The organism is Tenacibaculum haliotis (assembly GCF_025215075.1).
Classification (GTDB): Bacteria; Bacteroidota; Bacteroidia; order Flavobacteriales; family Flavobacteriaceae; genus Polaribacter; species Polaribacter haliotis_B.
This window is the reverse complement of sequence record NZ_JAOBTH010000028.1, coordinates 301,198-321,842: the sequence shown is the minus strand read 5'-3', so window position 1 is coordinate 321,842 and position 20,645 is coordinate 301,198. Positions and strand designations below refer to the sequence as shown.

The following is a 20,645-nucleotide window of genomic DNA, read 5'->3' as shown; positions in this document are numbered from 1 at the left end:
AAAAAAGGAATCTGTTGAAGTATCTATAATAATCCTCTTCTAAGGAAATTGTATATACGATCGATGCTTGTGGTGATTACAAATCGAATTTTTGTTGGGTACCCTTTTTTTGTAACGTCAAAGCCTTCATTGGTGTATACAGGTAAATAAAATTCAAAAATATCAGGAATAAAGTTTAATCGTATTCCGTTTTCATAAAAATAATTTGGTGAATTATTTTTGTTTTTCAGCATGGCAAAGTCATTATAGATTTCTGCCCACTTATAAACACTAACACTCGTGTTTATTGACGTTATTAATTGATTAGAGAATTGAGGAGTACTGTATTTTGATTTAAAACCAGCTTGATCAATTATAAATTGTTGACTGAAAATACCTTCATTTTCAGAACGACCAAATAAATTTTGTTCGAATAAATAATCAGAGCCACGATTTAATCCAAAGCTAAAATAATCACCTTCTGATTTATTATGTAAAAATAACCCTCCAAAAAATCGGATGTCAATACTATTATTCGAAGAAAAGAAACCTCGATAACGAAAATCAGTAGTTATTTTACTAAAAGAAGAATTAAATTCAGTGTTAATAGCATATGTAGTGCTGTTAATAGCATTAAAATTTGATTGAATATATCTTAGGTTAAAAATGTTGTATTTATCACTAGCTTCTTTAGGTTTGGTAATTTCCACCTCTTTATTCACACTAATTAATCGAGCCATTAAAAGTTTTAAACCATTTTTACGAAGTGTATTTCGTCTAAATTGAAAACTTACAAAAGGAACTAGCGTATTGTATTCAAGTTCTGGTGCATAGTGATAACTACTTCCACTAAAACCATAACGCATTTTGTAAAGTTTAGATTTTTTAAAAAAATGATTGTAAGAAAAGGCATAAGAACCCGTAAAATTATTGCTTTTTGTACTGTAATTAGGTGTTAAACTAAACTCGAAGTTATGGTTTACAACAGATTTATTATTGATGTTTACACCTAGTATTAATCCGTCATACAAATTGTATTTAAAATCGGGATAGTAAAATAATTGATTGTAGTATGGATTCTCTACATCCTTAAAAAAGCGAAATTGCAACGGTTTGTTAATTAATGTATTATTAATTTTCCTGAAATTATCTAAAGAATTATATTCAGGATAGGAGTTTTCATAGTTTAATGAGAGTCTATCAAAATCTCCTTTTTTTATTTTAATTGTTTTTATTGAATCAATTCCAGTTACCCAAGTTTTAAATTTTATTTCTTTTTTTTGTATTCCGTATAAGGCTACAGGAGAAGAAAAGTTTCTTTTATTTTTAATAGTAACAGCTAAAGAATCTTTGTTTTTAATGGTTTTTATTTTAGATATTTTATAATCAATTTTTTTAGTGGTTTTTATATAATCATTAAAAAACCAATGTAAGTTTTTTGAAGTATTTTTTTGAAGTATGTTTTTAAATTGATTACTATCGCTTAATTTTAATTGGTTTTTTGAATAGAATTCTTTTAATGAATTTACCAATGTGTCTCCTCCAATAAAATCCTGAAGGTATAGTAAACCTAATCCGGCCTTGTATTTACTAACAATTTTTCGGTTGAAATTTGATAGAGAATCAGCAGAGGTTGTTAACGCCTGATCATAAAATTTTCGCGCACTAAATTGATAGATAAAAGCATATTTGTCGTTCTGTTTTAATTTAGAAATATTATATGTTTTTAAAGGCCAGTACTTAGAGTATTTACCCAAAACAGTGGTTTCAGGATAATATTCTTTAATGTATTTCATCATTAAAAAGGTTTCCAACCCATCGGTAAACCAATAGTCAGATCGTTTGTTTAATATTAAAACATCTTCGAGGTATTTTTTTGTAAGTGCTTTAAAAAAACTGATTTCCCATCTGAAATTTTTAGGGAAAGGTTTCAACCATTTCGGAAGACCATATACTTCTTGCAAAGAGTTTTTATTGATGGTAGTTGCGTCTACAAAAATTTCTTTATGTGGGTGTTTGCCTAAAAAACGTTGGATAAAGTTTATTTGTTTGTTTATAATTTTGATAACTGTGTCAGTAGGAGTGCTTTTTAAATAGGCATCTGTTTTTATATCCTTAATTTTTGTTTTAAAAGATGTAAACTGATTAAGTGAATCAATATGTAGAATGATGTCTTTTTTTCTTCGACCAACTAAGCGATACTTTGTGTCTTCTTTTTGTTGTTTTTCAGTTTGTTGTAAATTACTTACTAGAGTGTACTTTTTAGGAATCTTAATGTTTATAGTATAATTAGCTAAATTTTGATATAAATCATCAAGATTTAAATTACTCATTGATTGCCATTTTTCTTTATAAACAGCGGGTACTATATGCCAAAAACGTAGATGATATCCAGTTTTAGTTTTTCCGTATCCAGTGAATTTAGCATTCGGAATTTTTACAGTGTAAGTGGTTGTTAAAATAAGGCTATCTTTTGGTTTAAGACTCTTATTCAAAACTACTTCAACGATATCAGGCTGATTTTCTTTTTCTTTAAATGAAACTTGCTGATAGTTTACTGCTAAATTATAAATTTTTGTATGTCCTCGATCTTTTTCTTTAGAAAAATAAAAGTCTTTTTTGTAATCTTCAATAAAACGTTTTCCTAAAGGAGTTTCGTTATTATTAAAACTATTTGCCCAGTTATGAAGCAAGATAGTATTTAGTTCTGTAGAAGAATTATTGTAAAAAACGATTTTCTGCTGAATATAAAGTTGGTCGTTTTTAGTATCTAACTTTGCTTTTATATCAATAGTATTTGTTTGCGCTGTTATAGTGTAACAGTACAAAAAAAGAAAGGAATAAAAGAAGGATAATTTACAGTTCAAAGTATAAAATAAAAAAAGCTCGTTGAATATTCAACGAGCCTTAAAGGTAATTGTTTTTTTAGAAATTTGGTTTTAATTCGTTTTTCTTATAAAATTTATTAAAATGTTCTACAGCTTCATCAGCAGTATCAACAACTCTAAATAAATCTAAGTCTTTTTCACTAATATTACCTTCTTCTAATAAGGTGTTTTTTATCCAATCTAATAAGCCAGCCCAAAATTTTGTACCTACTAAAACAATAGGAAAACGACCAATTTTATTAGTTTGAATTAATGTGATAGCTTCAAAAAGCTCATCCATAGTACCAAAACCACCAGGCATCACAACAAAACCTTGAGAGTATTTTACGAACATTACTTTACGAACGAAAAAATAATCGAAGTTTAAGTTTTTATCACGATCAACCCAAGGGTTATCGTGTTGCTCGAAAGGTAATTCGATATTTAATCCAACCGAAGTTCCTTTTCCTCTATTCGCTCCTTTATTACCAGCTTCCATTATTCCTGGTCCACCACCGGTGATAACACCAAAACCGTTTTCAGTTAATTTAAAACCAACTTCTTCAGCTAATTTATAATAAGGATCATCTGTTTTTGTTCTTGCAGAGCCAAAAATAGATACACAAGGGCCAATTTTACTTAATTTTTCATATCCTTCAACAAACTCAGCCATAATTTTAAAAATAGCCCAAGAATCGTTTGTTTTTATTTCATTCCAAGTTTTTGGTTGTAATTTTTCTTTTATTTTTCTGTCATCGTTCGGAGTCATATTTATAATATTTATAATTAATACTATTAATTTGCATTTTAATAAGCCTGCTAATTTAGTGCTTTTATGTAATTGAGTAGTGAGAAATGTAAACTATTTAATTAAAAAAAGAAGCAGCCTTTATAAGGTTGCTTCAGTTTTGAAATGTAATTTGAAATATGTAAAATAAAATTTAATGATAAATTAATCCCCAATACATATTAAACCGAATGTAAAAGATGATCGGCACGTACCTGTACCGTAACCAGAACCACTAACAAAATCGCAAAAATCTCCTAAGTTTGTGCATTTGGTAATAATTCCTCCTCCATTAATAGTTTTTTGTTCTACTTTGTTTAAAGCTTTACCTAAGTTTAAAATTGATTTTTTCATAATTAAAAAATTTAATATTTATTAATCCTTGATCATTTAAAGACACTCAAGGTTTATGTCTACTCCTCGCGAAAGAATGTTTTATTTAATAATATTTCTTAGCTGATAGAAAAAGCGTTCTATCAAACGTAAATCTTCAGTTACTATATTGGCAGTACCTTTCATTTCTTGCTTAAAATCTATTTTTTTATCGTAAGTTGTTTTTAAATCCTGTGGTAACTCAACATCAATTAGGTAATTACCATTTAAATCAGGTACTTGTGAAATAGAAAGTACTTTTCCATTTAACTCTCCAAACTCATCAGAAGGATAATTTAATAATTTTATTTGCACTTTTTGCCCTTTTTTTATTTTTCCAGAGTTTACAGCAGGAGCTTTAATTTTTCCTATAAACGAATTATCTTTAGTAGGGATGATTATAAAAATCAATTCACCTGTTTTTACTGTTTGGTTTTTGTTCCAGAAAGATAAAAAAGACACTTTTCCGTTTATAGAAGAGTTTAAAGCATATTGTTTTTCCCAATCTTTAATAGATTTTTTTAAATATAAGAATGATTGAATAGTCTTCTTTTTTAAGCGACTATCGTTCTGAGTTTTTTTTATAGAAGTTCCTTCTAAGTTTCTGGCTGAGTTATTTATTAACTCTCTAATTTGAGATATTGAGCTTTCTAGGCTTTTATATGATCTTTTAGATTGTAAAAACTCTATTTCTTTTTGTTCTTTCTCTTTAGCAGAAATAACTCCTTGAATAAACATTTTTTTACTTCTATTAAGATCCTTTTCTTTAAACTCTAATTCTTTTTGATTAAGGTTTTTTTGTGATAATAAAATTTGTAATCGTCCTTTAGCTTCAATTACTGACATTCTGTTTGCAAAAGTTTCTGATTTATATGGAGTAAGCTTGTTGTTTAAAACGTATTCAGAATAGTCATTTTCAAATTGTGAAAAACTAGATGTAATATCTCCTAAAATAAGAAATGGAAGTTTTTCAATAGGAAAAAAAAATTCTTTACTGCCAAAGGTTATAGTATCTGTAATGCTTTTTAAAAGTAAAACATCTTTATATGAAGCACTATTGTCTATAACGGCTAATACTTCATTTTCTGACACATTTTTATCTTCACTTGTTAAAAAAACTTCAAATTGACCTGTTGATTTGGCATATATTTTTTCAGGAGGAAAAGAGGTTGTTACCATTACTTCAGAAGAAATAACATCAGGATATTTTATAAACCATGCAATAAACAGGAGCATTAAAATTAATCCTAAAAATAAGGTGTTTCCCCAACGAATCATCCAATTAGGTACATAGCTCAATATTTCTTGAACTTCTTCACTACGTATTTCTATATCTTGATTATTTTCTGGCATTTTTTTTAATAATTATAAAAGAGGAGAATGCTATTCTCCTCTAAATTAATGAAGAAAGTAGGTGTTTGTAGAGTGTAATGTTTCCTTTCTTCATATTAGTATTTTAGTTAAATTCACCAGAGTCACAACTAGTATGCATCAAAGCACACCTACTTGCTCCAGGGTAGTTTTGCATTTGATTACAAGGTAAGCATCCTGGTACAGGGCCAAAACAGATTCCAAAAGGGAATTGACTGCAATCGAAACCACCATTAATTTGTTTTTGTTGTGTTTTGTTTAAAGCTTTTCCTAAGTTTAAAATTGATTTTTTCATTTTAAAATAATTTAAATTTGATTAAATCCCTGATCATTTAAAGACACTCAAGGTTTATGTCTATTCTTCGCGAGAGAACATTTTTTTTACAACTGTTTTTATTTTTAAAATTTTACCGTTTCTCTTAACAGTGTAATTTATTGTATCGTTGTTTTTTTTACCTAAATAGTATTTTTCTAGTTGAATTTTTTGGTAATCAATATTGTTTATTTTTAACACATTATCACCAATTTTTAACCCATTCTTATTTTTTAATACACTACCAATAATTAACTTTCTTTTAGGGTGCCTATATTCTTTTATTTTAACACCATCTGAAATTATGTTTTTTGTAAAGCCTATTTTAGAAAAATTGTCTTTTATATAAATTTCAGAATTTTTATAATTTATTAATATTTTAAAGTGTTTTAAAAAACCTCCGCCTAATATTCCTTTTAAACTTGTTATATTATGATTAACATCATTATTGTCATCAATAATTAAATTATCATAGCTTTTATTATTAAATATTAATTTAGGGACTCTATAATAAATAGGATTATTAAATCCATGCGGGCTTGCATTTAATATCTCTTTTTCATTTTTTGATGAAACTAATAGTGGTTTATATTTATTAAGTAATTTTATAGTTGTTATATTACGACTACTACCAGTATCAATTAAAAAGTTGCCAGTTATTTTTGTAATACTATCTATTTTTAATGTAATTGGAGTTGTGAATCGTTTAAATATCTGGATGTTTTTTACGTTGTGAGTTGTATTTATTTTTTGATAAGATCTGTCAATTTTACTATTTAAATTATACAAATTTATTTTTTGCTTCAAATAATCTATTTCTACTAAATAATTACTAAAAAAATCAACACCAGCTATGCCTTGATATTTGTCTCCTAGTTGTTTACGTATGTCACTAGAACTTATAAGTTTTATTTTTTTATAAAAAGAATGTAATTTGAAATTTAAAGGATTTTTATATGTTTTTAGAGAATTAATTTTATTATTTAGAATAAAGTTCTTGTCTAAAATCACACCCATACAGCCTGTGTCAAATAATAAGTTAACAGTTTCGTTATTTATTTTAGATTTTATTAGTATTTGATTATCATATAAATGAAAAGGAATCTGGTATATTGGATCTTTACTTTGTCCAAAACAGACTAAGTGAAAAAAAAATAATAAGAAAGGATAGGTTGTTTTCATTTTTATTAAATTAAAAGGAGTTATAGTATTATAACTCCTCATTTTTTTTATTTTACCAAAGAGGATATCCGTGATTTCCACAATGAGTAGCATAACTATGAAAACCATAACTCAAATCACCTTGATAATCTCCTAAAAGAATCATTTTTTTTGTAGCACAAAATTCTTTTCTCGTTATTCCTCCGTTAATTTCTTCTTGTTCAGCTTTATTTAGAACTTTACCTAAGTTTAAAATTGATTTTTCCATTTTAAAATAATTTAATTTTGATTAAATCCTTGATCATTTAAAGACATTCAAGGTTTGTGTCTATTTTTCGCGAGATAATTTTTTTATAAGGAGGTGTTAAAATTTTTTACAGTTTTTTTAAATTGTAAAATACGTTTGCCCCTTTTTACTGTGTAATAATTAACTGATCCTATTTTATTTTTATTTAAACGATATTTATTTATGTCAATTTTATTTATTTTAACATTGTTTATTTTTAGTATTCTGTCGTTTAATTGTAGATTTTCACCAGTTTCTTCAATTATACTTGCAATGGTTATTTTTTCACCTTTTTTTCTATAGTCTTTTAGTTTAATACCATCTGTAATGAAATTTTGATTTTTTTTAAAATCAAGTTCTTTGATAAATACCTGAGATTTTTTAAAATCAATTATTATGTTAAAATTTTTCAAAAATTTCCCGCCAATAATTCCTTTAAAAATAGGTGTATTTTTGTTTTCTATTCTTACATCCTCATTGTTGTCAATAATTAAAAAAGGATATTTTTTTTTATTAAAAGTTAATGATTTTATCTTAAAGTATTGAGGTGAGTTAAATCCATGAGGACTAGCATTTGCTGTTTTAATACTGAAAATTGGTTCAGTGTTTTTTAGTTTTTGAAAAGAGTTAATTGTAGTAATACCTCTGCTGCTACCAGTATCAATAATAAAATCACCAAATATTTGTTTACCATTAACTGTTGATATCTCTAATTTTGTTGTAAATCTTTTGTAAAGCTCTATGTTTTTATCGTTTTGTTTAGTTTCTAATTTTAAATAATTTTTTTTAATGTTTTCGTCTTGACTATCGTACAGTTTAATCACTTGTTTGTGATAATTAATTTCTAGTATATAATCTTTAAAAAAATCGATACCTAATATACCATCACAATATTTATCTAAATATTTATTTAGGTTATTAAACCTTATAAGGTTTACTTTTTTTATTAAGTTATTAATGTTAAGTTGTAAAGGGTTTTTATAAATAGCTCTTTGATTTATTTTTTTTAAAACGGGATTTTTTATATTAAACACAGTTCCGTATTCACCTGTGTCAAGTATCATTTTTAAGGCCCTGTTCTTAACTACAACATTTAAATATATTTTATTATTAACGAGGTTAAAAGGAATTTCGTGAAGCGCTTTTTGTGAAAAACAACTAGTGATATAAAAAAAGAGAAGAATAATTTTTTTCATTTTAAAAAATTAAATAAAGAGAGAGGGGTAACTCTCTCTTATTTAGTATTAATTAAGTGTGTATCCATGTTTGCCACAATGATGATAAAAGTTATTGACTTAGTTAAAATAATCCTGATAACTTCCTAAAAGAATCATTTTTGTAGCATAAATTTTTATTTTCTTAATTCGAACTTTCACTTAATTCATGATGGTATAATTTTTTCCTTTTTTATACTATCCTAATCACAGGTTCACAATTAAGATGACGGGCACCTTCCCAATCACACGGTAAAGAGTCAGGTATTCCTGGGGTAATAAAACATTGACATGCTTGAAGAGTTGGAGTTGGACCATTTCCTAAGATGTTTTTTTGTTCAGCTTTATTTAAAGCTTTACCTAAGTTTAAAATTGATTTTTTCATAATTAATTAGTTTACCAAGGGGTGTTATTTGAACATACATCTCTGTCACAAGTATAGTAGGGATCATTACCTAAAAAAGGATAAGAATCTATCCAGAACCCTTGTGTTCTTGTACAGCAAAACTGATAAAGATTTGGAATGTATCCACCATTAACTTGTTTTTGTTCAGCTTTATTTAAAGCTTTACCTAAGTTTAAAATTTGTTTTTTCATAATAATCTATAAGTTTTTAATTAGCAAAAAGTAGGAAATGCATCACAAATATCAGGAACTTCAATGTCTATAATACCACACCCAGTTCCAATACCGTCACATGGTTGATTTATAATTGTTCCTACAGTATTGCATTTACAAATAGGTAATACAGGGTTGTTACCTCCTAAGATGTTTTTTTGTTCAGCTTTATTTAAAGCTTTACCTAAGTTTAAAATTGATTTTTTCATTTTAAAATAATTTATAAATTGATTAAATCCTTGAAAATTTAAAGACACTCAAGGTTTGTGTCTATTCCTCGCGAGAGATTTTTTTTGCCATTGTGAGTAAAACGAAACAATTTTGCTCTAATTAATAAGGTTACTTCGTTGTTTCTCTTCTAGTAATGACAGTTTTTATATTTTATTTACCCAAGTCTAGCTGATTTTTAACTAAGTGATGGTAATTTCCTTTTAAAGCTATTAATTCTTGATGAGTTCCTTTTTCGATAATTTTACCTTTGTCTAACACTACTATTTGATGAGCATTTTTTACGGTACTTAATCTGTGAGCAATTACAACTGCTGTTTTATTAGAGAAAAATTCATTTAATTTTCCCATAATTACTTTCTCGTTATTAGCATCTAATGCACTAGTGGCTTCATCAAAAAATAAAAACTTTGGATTTTTATATACAGATCTAGCAATTAATAATCGTTGTTTTTGTCCTGTACTTAATCCGTTTCCTTCGCTACCTATTTTTGTGTTATACCCTAATGGCAATCCTTCTATATAGTCATTTATGTTAGCAACGTTTATTGCATGCGCTAGCTTATCTTTATCAACATAATCTTCCCCAACAGCAATATTTTTTGCAATGGAGTCATTAAAGATATAGCCCTCTTGCATGACTACGCCACAGTTTCTTCTCCATTCTTTTTGAGAAATATTTTTTAAATTAAAATTTCCAATAGTTATATCTCCAGTATCTACTTGGTAAAAACCAAGCAATAATTTCATTAAGGTTGTTTTTCCGCTTCCGCTAACCCCAACTATAGCGGTGGTTTTATTGGCAGGAATCTCTAAGGATAAATCTTTTAATACAGGCTCCAAACCTCCTGTATATCTAAAAGAGATATTATTAAGTTTTATAGATTTTTTTTCAGGAATATGAGTTACTTTTTCATCTTCAGGTTTTTCTTCATCTTCCATATTGTGAATTTCCCCTAATCTATCAATAGATATTTGAGCGTCTTGTACATCACGCATAAAATTTATTAATTGCGTTATTGGTCCGTTTAATTGACCAACGATATAGCTTATAGCCATCATCATTCCTAAGGTAATGTCTCCATTAATAACAAGTTTAGCTGATAAAATGGTTATAAACATATTTTTTAGCTCATTAATAAAATTAGAGCCTACACTTTGTGTTTGTTCTAAAGCCAAACTTTTAGTAGCAACTTTAAATAAACGAGCTTGAACATACTCCCAATTCCAACGCATTCTTCTTTCTGCATTGTGGAGCTTAATTTCTTGCATTCCGTTAATAAGTTCAATAACTTTACTTTGTTCTTGACTTACCTGAGAGAATCGTTTGTAATCTAATTCTTTTCTTTTTTTGAAGAAAAACAAGACCCAACCAAAGTATAAAACACTTCCTAATACAAATACTCCGAATATTTGTAAACTATAATATCCTAAAACTAAACTGAAAATAATCAGGTTAAAAAAGGAAAATAAAACAGTTAAAGAAGAGGTTGTTAAAATTCGTTCAATACGTTTGTGATCATTAATTCTTTGTAATAAATCTCCAGTCATACGAACATCAAAATAGGAGATGGGTAGTTTCATTAATTTGATAAAAAAATCAGAGATTAACGAAATGTTTATTCGGGTACTTAAATGTAATAGAATCCAACTTCTAATGATTTCTAAGGATGCTTTACCTATAAAGAGAAATAGTTGCGCGAATAATATTAAGTAAACAAAGTTTAAATCTTGGTTTTTTATACCAACATCAACAATACTTTGTGTTAAAAAAGGTAGGATTAATTGTAATAAACTACCAGCTAATAACCCAATGATAAGTTGGGTGATAAATTTTTTATATTTAAAAAGGTATTTGAATATAAATGAGAATCCAAATTTTTCATCTTCTTCAAATTCTTCTTGATAAAACTTAGGAGTAGGCTCAACCAATAGCGCAATGCCTTCTTCTGTATTTTCATCGGCATTGTTACCAATCCAAGATTGAATAAATTCTTTTTTAGTAAAAGTAATTAACTCATGGGCAGGGTCAGAAATATAAATAGTGTCTTTTTTTACCTTGTAAAGAACTACATAGTGATTTTTATTCCAATGAAGTATGCAGGGTAGAGGTGCTTCTTTAAGTTTGTTGAATGATAGTTTTATACCTAAAGATTTAAAACCCATAGATTCAACAGCATCACTTAAGCCAAGTAAGCTACTTCCTTCACGAGTAGTTTCGCTTAAGTTACGTAATTGTTGTGTGTTAATAGTTTTTCCATAATGTTTTGCTATGATTTTAATACAAGTAGGCCCACAATCTTTGGCTTCAGTTTGTTGGTAATTTGGGAATTTTGACATCAATTAATATACTTTTCTATTAGCTGTTTTATTTCATCTCCAACAGGACTTGGTGCTTTTTTATGAATTAATTTTCCATTCTTATCATAAAGTAAGTATCTAGGAATAGATTTTAAAGATAATTCTTTATAAAAATTAGCATTTGGATAGTTAAGTGCAAAAAAACTATTATAATTTAAATATAATTGTTCCTCTTTAGATGCATTTTCCCATTTTTTAAAATCTTTATCAATAGATACATAAATGAAAACAATATCCTTATCTTTATAATACTTAAAAAGTTTTTTTGAATCTGGCATAACTTTTCTACAAGGAATACACCAACTTGCCCAAAAATCTATATAGATTAATTTTCCTTTATTTTTATTTATAAGATAGCTTAACGTTATTTTTTCTTTATTCGAATTAATAAAGTAAACCTTTTTAGTTGCCTTTTTAAGAGGAAGTAAATCGATTACATATGTTTTTTTTAATTCGTTTATTAATGTAGGATTGTTTACTTTATTTTCAAACTTCTTATAATAAGAATTAAAATCATTTACTGAAGAATTATCAGCAATTTTCTTTAAATAAAAGTATAATAAGTAGTTTTTAATATTTTTTGAAAAAATAGAGCTACTAGATATAGAATCGAACATTGTTTTATAATCTAATATAGAACCATTATTAGTTTTAATTTTATTAGGTTTAAATTTTTTTCCAGAAAAAAATTTTAAATAATGTGTAAAATCGGCATAAATTAAAAGTGAATCGTTTTTTAAATCAATTGTATCTAAAGATAAAATATCGTCTAAAGGTAATTTTTTGAACTTTATTTTATTTTTTTGAAAAATAAAATTTTCATTGGAAATTTTTTTATCACTAAAAAATGATTTTAATAGTAATTCTTTTTGCTCTAAATTTTTCTTTATCGTATTTGAGTATTTTTCTTTTTCTTTTTTTGTTCTAAACCTTTTCTTATTATTGTAATAGAAGGCTATTCTTGATTGATAAATTTTATTAGTTAAATTATAATTAACCTCAAAGTTTAAATCATGATTACTAACATTCGGTCTATTTATTATGTTACAATAAGGAGCGTCATCTTTATAGTTAAAAATAATAGTATCTCCTGGTTTAAAAAGATAAGAAGAGTTATAATAATAATGATATCTATGATTTAGTATAATTTCATCATTCGAATTAATTATTATTGTATCGCTATCTTTTATGTTCTTCGGATTTATTTTTTTTTTCTGATAAGGAAATCCATCAGTATATGTTATTGGGAATAATGAAGGAGAGTAGGCTCCACCTTTAAAATATAATGTATCTTTTTTATAATTTCTTTGTTTAAATATTAAAGTAATTTGCTTCTTAAGAAGAGGGGAGTCAATAATTTTTTTAGATGATTTTTCACAACATAATATTATAAACAATATTAAGAAACCAAAAATGTGCTTTTTCATATAGAAAGAATTTAATAGCTATAGTTTTGTGAGAAATTAAGTTACTCAAAACTATAGCTATTTATTAAGAATAGATATTATTGCCACATATATTCAGGTTGTAGCCATGAAGCTGTAGAGCAACTTTCACAACACCATCTCCCACCAAAAGCTATTGCTTCAGCTTGTGATACATTGAAGAGATAGTTGTTTTCTCCACCTCCACAACTTTCATGACCACAAGGAATGTGAGCACTGCATGTTCCACCCCCATTAATTTCTTTCTGTTCCGCTTTGTTTAAAGCTTTTCCTAAATTTAAAATTTGTTTTTTCATAATTAAAACATTAAAGTTACTTTTGCGGCGAACATCTAAAGATACTTACCGTATGTGTCTATTCTTCGCGAGAGAATTATTTTTTTAATAGGTTTAATAATACCTTTTTTATTTTTTTAGAGCTAGGTCTAGGGGCATCATTATTTATTAGTTTTCCTTTGTTGTATAATAAATACCTAGGAATTGTTTTTAAATTAGACTCTAAATAAAAATTTGAATTAGGGTAATTTGTCGCTAAAAAATTATATTTAAGATTAATTTTTTCTTCAGTATATGCATTACGCCATTTGTCCTTATCTAAGTCTATAGAAATATAGATAAAAACTATATCTTCATTATTAAACTCATTTTGTAGTTTTTTTGATATGGGCATTTCATTTCTACATGGTACACACCAACTAGCCCAAAAATCGATATAAATAATTTTATTTTTATACATTAAAAGTAATTCTTTTAATGTTGTTTTTTTATTATTATAATTTATTAGAAGTGTTTCAAGTTTTCTGAGATTATTTTTCTCGTTTATTACATATTTATCATTAAAATACTTTATAAATAAAGAGTCATTATATTGATTTTTATAATTATTAAAATAGATACTAGTATTATTGTTTTTTGAAATTGCAATTTTGTTCAAACAAAACTCTCTAAAGACTTTTAGTTTTTTGTCTTTAAAAAAAAGAGGGAGAAGTTTATAAGCTTTTTCATAATCTATATTTAGTTTTGATTCGTTTTCAATTAGAATAACTTCTTGTACAAAAGAATTTAAATAACCATATGATATAAAAGAATCATTAAAAGCTATGTTATTTTCAAAATACAATTTTGAAATTTTTTCAAGATAATATTTGTCAAGGCTTAATTTATAATGTCTAATTAGGGATGAGAAATATTTATATCTTAAAAGAGAGGTTTCATTATGAAAATCAGCATCACTTATTAATTTATTATTAAATATTTTTGTAAGTATTTTTTTTTTAGTTTCAAATATTTTTTCAATAGAAGCATCTAGCTGTTTAAATTCAGATAAATCAGATTTAATTACATCTATTTTAGGAACAATTTTATTTGTGCTTTTATTGATAGAAATAAATTTTTTGAAAAGCTTATTATGTTTAGGTAGTTGTTTTTGTAAATTATTGGTAAAAATTTTATTTAAAGAGATAGTATCATACTTTCGTTTATCCCTATTTAAAAAACTTAGTTTTGTTGATTTTTTATGAATGTCAATTAATAGAGTATCTGTTTTTTTACATAAAACTACGTTGAAGAAGTTATCATTTCTTATATAGAGTTTAAGATATTTTTCTGTTTTAAAAACAAGAGTATCTACCTCTTTTTTTGAATTTATATTTATTTTATTAAAGTTTTTAACATTAATACCTGATCCAATATTTGTATCAATATTGTCTTTGTTGTTTATGATAATAACAATACTATCTATTATTTTTTTGGAAAAGGTTTCTTTTCTGGAAGAGCAAGAAATAATTAGGAATATTAATAAATAAATGTAATTTTTCATAAATATATTTTTTAATTAGACGATTACATTTTATAATCGCCTAATTAATTAAAATTTAACAACTAGCACAACACCAATGAGTAACAGTTGCTCCACCACCTCCACCAAGGTTGTCAAAACTATCACCTAAAAACTCTTTGGCTTGAGCTTTTGTTTTTCCACAAGATCTATATTGGTATCCATCGTCATAGGTTATTGTATTACAGCAACTACCTGAGCTCTGTAGGCCTCCGTTAATTAATTTCTGTTCCGCTTTGTTTAAAGCTTTTCCTAAAATTTAAAATTTGTTTTTTCATAATTAAATTATTAAAGTTACTTTTGCGGCGAACATTTAAAGACACTCACCTTATGTGTCTATTCTTCGCGAGAGAATTTTGTTCAAATACAAAGCTCTGTTTTCAGAGCTTTGTTGTTTTATTTACATTTATACCATTACTAATGGTTTAGCGTTTTCTTCTAGTTCTTCAATAAAAAAGATTAGATCAGTTCGGTTATATTCTTTTGGAAACGATCTTCCGTTTATTAAAATTTCAGGAGTAAAATTAATAGCGTTTTCTTTACACCAATTACTACCCTTATCTAATTCAGATGTATAATAATTTATATCATTGCAACGTCCCCACTTTTTTAACCAAGCTTCGGTATTTCCGTGTTCGTATATTTCAGACATTGCTTTTAAGCAATTCGATTCTCCTTTTTTATCGTATACTTCTAGTAATTTACTTGTTACCTTAACTAAATTGTCTTCTTTATTTTTAGAGTTTATCGTAAAACGAGTAATTATTTTTACATTTTGATGATATCTATGTAATATTTCATCAATATGTTTATGAACAGGTTTACAATGTCCACAAAAAGGATTAGTTACAAGTACGATTTCTAAATTGGAATTAGGATTACCAAAAATAATCTCCTTACTGTTTTCTACTTGAGTATTTAATTTTGGTGACTTTTGCAGTAAAGTTTCAAACAAGGTGAAGTTTCTTTTAAACTTAACGTTTTCAATTTTTTCTTTTTTTAATTGATTAACACTTGAATATAATGGCTTTATATAAGCCCAGAGTAGCCAGGTAGCCAATATTATCATACCAAAAGTTACAAAGTCGGTAACTATAAAACCATTTATATAGGTGGCTGTAATTAATGTAATTAAAGCTTGTAACCATAAAACACCAACAATACTTAGGCAAAGTAGACACCATTTTTTTAAAACGGCATATTGGTAATATAAAGAGTATAGCGTAACAGGTATAGCTATTAAACTTATAGTAAATGAAATTCTAGGATTTGAAGATTGAATAAAAGTTAATAACGTTAATCCAATAAAGTAGATAATGCTAAAGTCACTTAATTTATAGCCTTTAAATACTTTAGCACCTTTTGAGGTTAAAACGGCATCACAATCTTTTTTGTTGTCAGCTCCTGAGCAAAAAGCATTTCCTATGGTTGTTTTTAAACCTAATTCTTGTTTAATGATAGCAATACTAATTATGATACCAACTATAGATAGAATTAAATATATAGGTACATATAAAGAAGTAGTATTTTGATATGCTACAAATGAGGCTAGTAAAATTAAAGCGCTTAGTACAATAATTTCAGTAATACTAGCGCTTGTTTTTAGTTGCGTACTATTTTCAGATTGTTCTACGGCAACAATAATTCCTGTAAATTTTTGTAGAAAATCATTTTCAGAAATTTTTTCCTTTTTGTTTTTTGTGTTATATATAGTATAGTTAACTCCTTCTTTATCTACAGTAACCAAATCTTTACCTTGTTCAGTATTAATTTGAGCTAAAAAACAAACAGGTAATTGTAAAAGTGTTTCTGTGTTTATTGGTACATCAGCAGCTACATTTTCGATATTAAAATGATCTAAAACTCCAGTTATAGCATGTAAACTAGGGTATGATGGATGGCTTTGTATTTGAAAAGAAAGTTCTTCTTTATCAAATGAAATTTGATTTTTATTTAAAAGTATTTGAACTAAATATATTAATGAGTTTTTCAAAAGCTATTTTTTGAGGTTATTCTATTTTTTCAAAGCTATTTTTTTAAAATTTAAAAAGCGCGTTAAAAACCGTAAAAAAAGTAAGGGAAAACCTTACTTTTAAACAATACCTTTTTCTTTAGCTATTAAAATTAGTTCTCTATCTCCTTTTTCTTTAACATTAAAAGCTTTTTTTAAGTGACGTTTTCTTTTTTCAATACTGGCTACAGAGAGAGGAATATAATTTGGCATATCTTTCATTTTTGCGCCAATTGATAGTTCATATAGTATTTTTCTATCTATCGCATCAATTATAAAATTGGATGAAATCTCTTTTCGTAATAATTTTAAGATAGATTTACTATAAAAAACTTCATTATTGATTGTTTGATAAATTGCTCTTTTAAATTCACTAGAGGTAAGGTCACGTTTTAATATAAACCCTTCAGGATTTATGGTTTTAAATGTTGTGTGTATTCTAAAATTATCATCAGAAGCAGTTGAAATAATAATTTTTGTTTTGGGAAGTGTTTTCCTGATTATAAGAGCTATATCTTCTCCAGAAATTTCATTTTCATCATTTTTTTTGGAAAAATTTAGTTCTAATATAACAATATCAAGCGGAGTCTTATTTTTAATAACCTCATTAATAAAGTTGTTTGCTATTTTGGGAGCATGAATTAGGTTTATATTTAGATGATACGTGTTTGCCTTGTTTGTGTTATTTATAATGCTTTTATATGCTTCGCACATTAACGGACAGCCATCTAAGACTAAAAAAGTAATTTTTTCTTTTTTCATAAGAAGGGGTGAAAAGTAATTTTTTATTTGTAAATCTAAATGAAAAAAAATGTATTGTCAATACCCAACACCCCTAATTGAGTTATAGGGTTAACCCTAACAGAAATAGGGTTAACCCTATTTCTGTTAACATTTATTTAACATATCGTATGTTTTGATGTTGGTATTGTTAGCTTTTTAATTCTTTCTTCAAAAACTTAGCGGTATAACTTGTTTTATGTTTGGCTACTTTTTCAGGAGATCCTGTGGTTAGAACGTTTCCACCATTTTTACCACCTTCCATACCGATGTCAATAATATAATCGGCAAGTTTAATTACATCCATGTTATGTTCAATAATTAACACAGTATTTCCTTTGTTGGCTAATTCATTTAAAACATCCATTAAAACACGAATATCTTCAAAATGTAAACCTGTAGTAGGTTCGTCTAAAATATAAAAAGTGTTTCCGGTGTCTCTTTTCGATAATTCTGATGCTAATTTTATACGTTGTGCTTCTCCACCAGATAGTGTGGTAGATTGTTGTCCTAAAGTAATATACCCAAGGCCAACATCTTTAATGGTTTTAAGTTTGCGATATATTTTAGGAATATGCTCAAAGAAGTTGGTAGCTTCATTAATTGTCATTTCTAAAATATCAGAAATCGATTTTCCTTTGTAACGAATCTCTAATGTTTCTCTGTTAAAACGTTTCCCTTGACAGGTTTCACATTCTACTTGAACATCTGGTAAAAAATTCATTTCAATAACCCGAACTCCGCCTCCTTGGCAAGTTTCACAGCGACCACCTTTTACATTAAAACTAAAACGACCAGGTTTATAACCGCGAATAGCAGCTTCTGGAGTTTTAGCAAATAAACTGCGGATTTCGCCAAAAGTACCTGTATATGTTGCCGGATTTGAACGTGGAGTTCTACCAATAGGAGATTGGTCTATGTCAATAACTTTATCGATATGTTCTAAGCCCTCAATCTTTTTATAAGGCATTGGTTTTTTAACGCCACGATAAATGTGGGCATTTAAAATAGGATATAAAGTTTCGTTTATTAAGGTAGATTTTCCGCTTCCGGAAACTCCGGTAACACAAATCATTTGTCCTAAAGGAAATTTTACGGATACATTTTTTAAGTTGTTCCCTGATGCTCCGGATAGTTTAATAAAATTTCCGTTTCCTGCTCTTCTTTCCTTGGGAACAGCAATTTCTTTTCTTCCTGTTAAGTAATCGGCAGTTAAGGAGCTGTGTTTTTTTAAATCATCAAAAGTTCCTTCACTTACAATTTCGCCTCCATGTACGCCTGCACCCGGACCAATATCGAAAACAAAATCGGCTTGTTCAATCATGTCTTTGTCATGCTCTACAACTAAAACCGAATTACCAACATCTCGTAGTTTAATAAGTGATTTTATTAGTTTTTCGTTGTCGCGCTGATGTAAACCAATACTTGGCTCATCTAAAATATATAAAACACCAACTAATTGCGAACCAATTTGTGTTGCTAATCTAATTCGTTGTGCTTCTCCACCAGAAAGAGATTTCGAGGTTCTATCTAAAGTTAAATAATCTAACCCAACATCTAATAAAAACTGAATTCTAGTTCTAATTTCTTTTAATATTTCAGCAGCAATTATTAATTGTTTTTCAGAAAGGCTACTTTCAATATCTTTAAACCAAGCAGCTAGCTCGGTAACATCCATTTGTGCTAAATCACTAATGTTTTTATCAACAACTTTAAAATGAAGCGCTTCTTTTTTAAGTCTTTTACCTTCACAAACAGAACAGCTAACTTCATCCATAAAGTCTTTTGCCCAACGTTTTATAGAAGTGCTTTCTGCATTTTTATATTGATTATCGATAAAAGCTATAATTCCTTCAAAATCTATTTCGTAGTTTCTAGTTACACCAAGATCTTTAGAGTTTATTTCAAATTTATCATTACCACCGTGTAAAATAATATGCATCGCATCTTGCGGAATTTTATTTATCGGGTCGGTAAGTTTAAAGTTATGCCTGTCGGCAATGGTTTGTAATTGCTTAAAAATCCAACTATTTTTTTGTTCTCCTAAAGGAATAATTCCGCCTTTTTTAATAGAAATAGTATGATCTGGAATTACCTTTTTCTCGTTAATTTCATTGGTAATACCTAATCCGTTACAATGAATACAAGCGCCTCTTGGCGAGTTGAATGAAAATGTATTTGGCTCAGGATTCGGATACGCAATTCCGGTTGTAGGGCACATTAATTCGCGACTAAAATAACGAGGTTTTTCATCGTCAACATCAACCACCATTAAAATATTATTCCCGGTATATAAAGCTGTTTTTATAGTTTCTTCTAACCTTTTTTCTGATTTACTATTAACAGCTAAACGATCGATTACCACCTCAATATCATGAGTTTTATATCGATCAAGTTTCATTCCTTTTACGATTTCTTTTATTTCTCCGTCTACACGAACACGAACAAAACCTTGTTTAGAAATTTGCTCAAAAAGTTCGCGGTAATGCCCTTTTCTAGATTTAATTAAAGGCGCAAGAACTGCAATACGTTTTTCGTTAAAATCTTTTAAAATTAATTGCCTGATTTGTTCATCAGAATAACTTACCATTTTCTCGTTTGTATTGTACGAATAAGCATCCGAGGCACGAGAAAAGAGTAAACGAAGAAAGTCGTAAATTTCGGTTATGGTACCTACGGTAGAACGCGGACTTTTGTTTGTAGTCTTTTGTTCGATAGAAATTACGGGTGATAATCCATCAATTTTATCAACATCGGGTCTTTCTAATCCGCCTAAAAACTGACGCGCATAAGCAGAGAAAGTTTCAATATATCTACGTTGTCCTTCGGCATAAATAGTATCAAAAGCTAAGGATGATTTTCCACTTCCGCTTAAACCAGTAATAACAACTAGTTTTTCGCGAGGAATTTTTACATCAATATTTTTTAAATTGTGAGCTCTGGCTCCGTATACTTCTATGTACTCTTGTTCTTTCAAAGTGTGTTTTTTACCAAAAAAGCAAAGTTACAGAAACCA

Annotated in this window: 18 protein-coding genes; all 18 read right to left on the bottom strand. The window is 27.5% G+C overall.

Annotated elements, in window-relative coordinates:
• Positions 1–23: 23 nt before the first annotated feature.
• The 18 genes from N2251_RS11085 to uvrA all read right to left on the bottom strand — a co-directional run bounded on the left by N2251_RS11085 (position 24) and on the right by uvrA (position 20,606).
• Positions 24–2,807: a gluzincin family metallopeptidase gene (locus tag N2251_RS11085; RefSeq protein ID WP_260586779.1), complete on the bottom strand. Its 2,784-nt coding sequence runs from the start codon at positions 2,805–2,807 to the stop codon at positions 24–26.
• A 97-nt stretch (positions 2,808–2,904) separates the two neighbouring features.
• The gene (locus tag N2251_RS11080; protein ID WP_260586778.1) at positions 2,905–3,615 is read right to left on the bottom strand and encodes an LOG family protein; all 711 of its coding nucleotides are present in this window, start codon (positions 3,613–3,615) and stop codon (positions 2,905–2,907) included.
• Between the two features lie 183 nt (positions 3,616–3,798).
• On the bottom strand, positions 3,799–3,987 hold the full coding sequence (locus N2251_RS11075) for a hypothetical protein (RefSeq protein ID WP_260586777.1): 189 nt from the start codon (positions 3,985–3,987) through the stop codon (positions 3,799–3,801).
• 81 nt (positions 3,988–4,068) lie between these two features.
• Positions 4,069–5,358, bottom strand: coding sequence for an HlyD family secretion protein (locus tag N2251_RS11070; protein WP_260586776.1), 1,290 nt, complete (start codon positions 5,356–5,358; stop codon positions 4,069–4,071).
• Between the two features lie 103 nt (positions 5,359–5,461).
• Positions 5,462–5,671: a hypothetical protein gene (locus N2251_RS11065; protein ID WP_260586775.1), complete on the bottom strand. Its 210-nt coding sequence runs from the start codon at positions 5,669–5,671 to the stop codon at positions 5,462–5,464.
• 60 nt (positions 5,672–5,731) lie between these two features.
• Positions 5,732–6,871 (bottom strand): PDZ domain-containing protein, encoded by a 1,140-nt coding sequence (locus tag N2251_RS11060; protein ID WP_260586774.1) that lies wholly within the window; start codon positions 6,869–6,871, stop codon positions 5,732–5,734.
• A 52-nt stretch (positions 6,872–6,923) separates the two neighbouring features.
• A complete protein-coding gene (locus tag N2251_RS11055) occupies positions 6,924–7,118 on the bottom strand; it encodes a hypothetical protein (protein ID WP_260586773.1) in 195 nt (64 codons plus the stop codon).
• Positions 7,119–7,201: 83 nt separating this feature from the next.
• Positions 7,202–8,200 (bottom strand): PDZ domain-containing protein, encoded by a 999-nt coding sequence (locus N2251_RS11050; RefSeq protein WP_260586772.1) that lies wholly within the window; start codon positions 8,198–8,200, stop codon positions 7,202–7,204.
• Positions 8,201–8,543: 343 nt separating this feature from the next.
• A complete protein-coding gene (locus N2251_RS11045) occupies positions 8,544–8,735 on the bottom strand; it encodes a hypothetical protein (RefSeq protein WP_260586771.1) in 192 nt (63 codons plus the stop codon).
• Between the two features lie 11 nt (positions 8,736–8,746).
• A complete protein-coding gene (locus N2251_RS11040) occupies positions 8,747–8,947 on the bottom strand; it encodes a hypothetical protein (protein WP_260586770.1) in 201 nt (66 codons plus the stop codon).
• 20 nt (positions 8,948–8,967) lie between these two features.
• Complete coding sequence (locus tag N2251_RS11035) at positions 8,968–9,177, bottom strand: hypothetical protein (RefSeq protein ID WP_260586769.1); 210 nt, start codon at positions 9,175–9,177, stop codon at positions 8,968–8,970.
• A gap of 172 nt (positions 9,178–9,349) precedes the next feature.
• A complete protein-coding gene (locus tag N2251_RS11030) occupies positions 9,350–11,536 on the bottom strand; it encodes a peptidase domain-containing ABC transporter (RefSeq protein WP_260586768.1) in 2,187 nt (728 codons plus the stop codon).
• Positions 11,536–12,984, bottom strand: coding sequence for a TlpA family protein disulfide reductase (locus N2251_RS11025; protein WP_260586767.1), 1,449 nt, complete (start codon positions 12,982–12,984; stop codon positions 11,536–11,538). The genes N2251_RS11030 and N2251_RS11025 overlap by 1 nt, the downstream gene beginning before the upstream one ends.
• Before the next feature lie 77 nt (positions 12,985–13,061).
• Positions 13,062–13,298, bottom strand: coding sequence for a hypothetical protein (locus N2251_RS11020; RefSeq protein ID WP_260586766.1), 237 nt, complete (start codon positions 13,296–13,298; stop codon positions 13,062–13,064).
• 76 nt (positions 13,299–13,374) lie between these two features.
• The gene (locus tag N2251_RS11015) at positions 13,375–14,820 is read right to left on the bottom strand and encodes a TlpA family protein disulfide reductase (RefSeq protein ID WP_260586765.1); all 1,446 of its coding nucleotides are present in this window, start codon (positions 14,818–14,820) and stop codon (positions 13,375–13,377) included.
• Positions 14,821–15,244: 424 nt separating this feature from the next.
• Positions 15,245–16,831 carry a vitamin K epoxide reductase family protein gene (locus N2251_RS11010; RefSeq protein WP_260586764.1) on the bottom strand — a complete coding sequence of 529 codons (1,587 nt, stop codon included), beginning with the start codon at positions 16,829–16,831 and terminating at the stop codon, positions 15,245–15,247.
• A gap of 99 nt (positions 16,832–16,930) precedes the next feature.
• Positions 16,931–17,611 (bottom strand): DNA-binding response regulator, encoded by a 681-nt coding sequence (locus N2251_RS11005; RefSeq protein WP_260586763.1) that lies wholly within the window; start codon positions 17,609–17,611, stop codon positions 16,931–16,933.
• 169 nt (positions 17,612–17,780) lie between these two features.
• Entirely contained in the window at positions 17,781–20,606 is a 2,826-nt protein-coding gene (gene uvrA / locus N2251_RS11000) for an excinuclease ABC subunit UvrA (RefSeq protein ID WP_260586762.1), read from the bottom strand.
• Between the last annotated feature and the right edge of the window lie 39 nt (positions 20,607–20,645).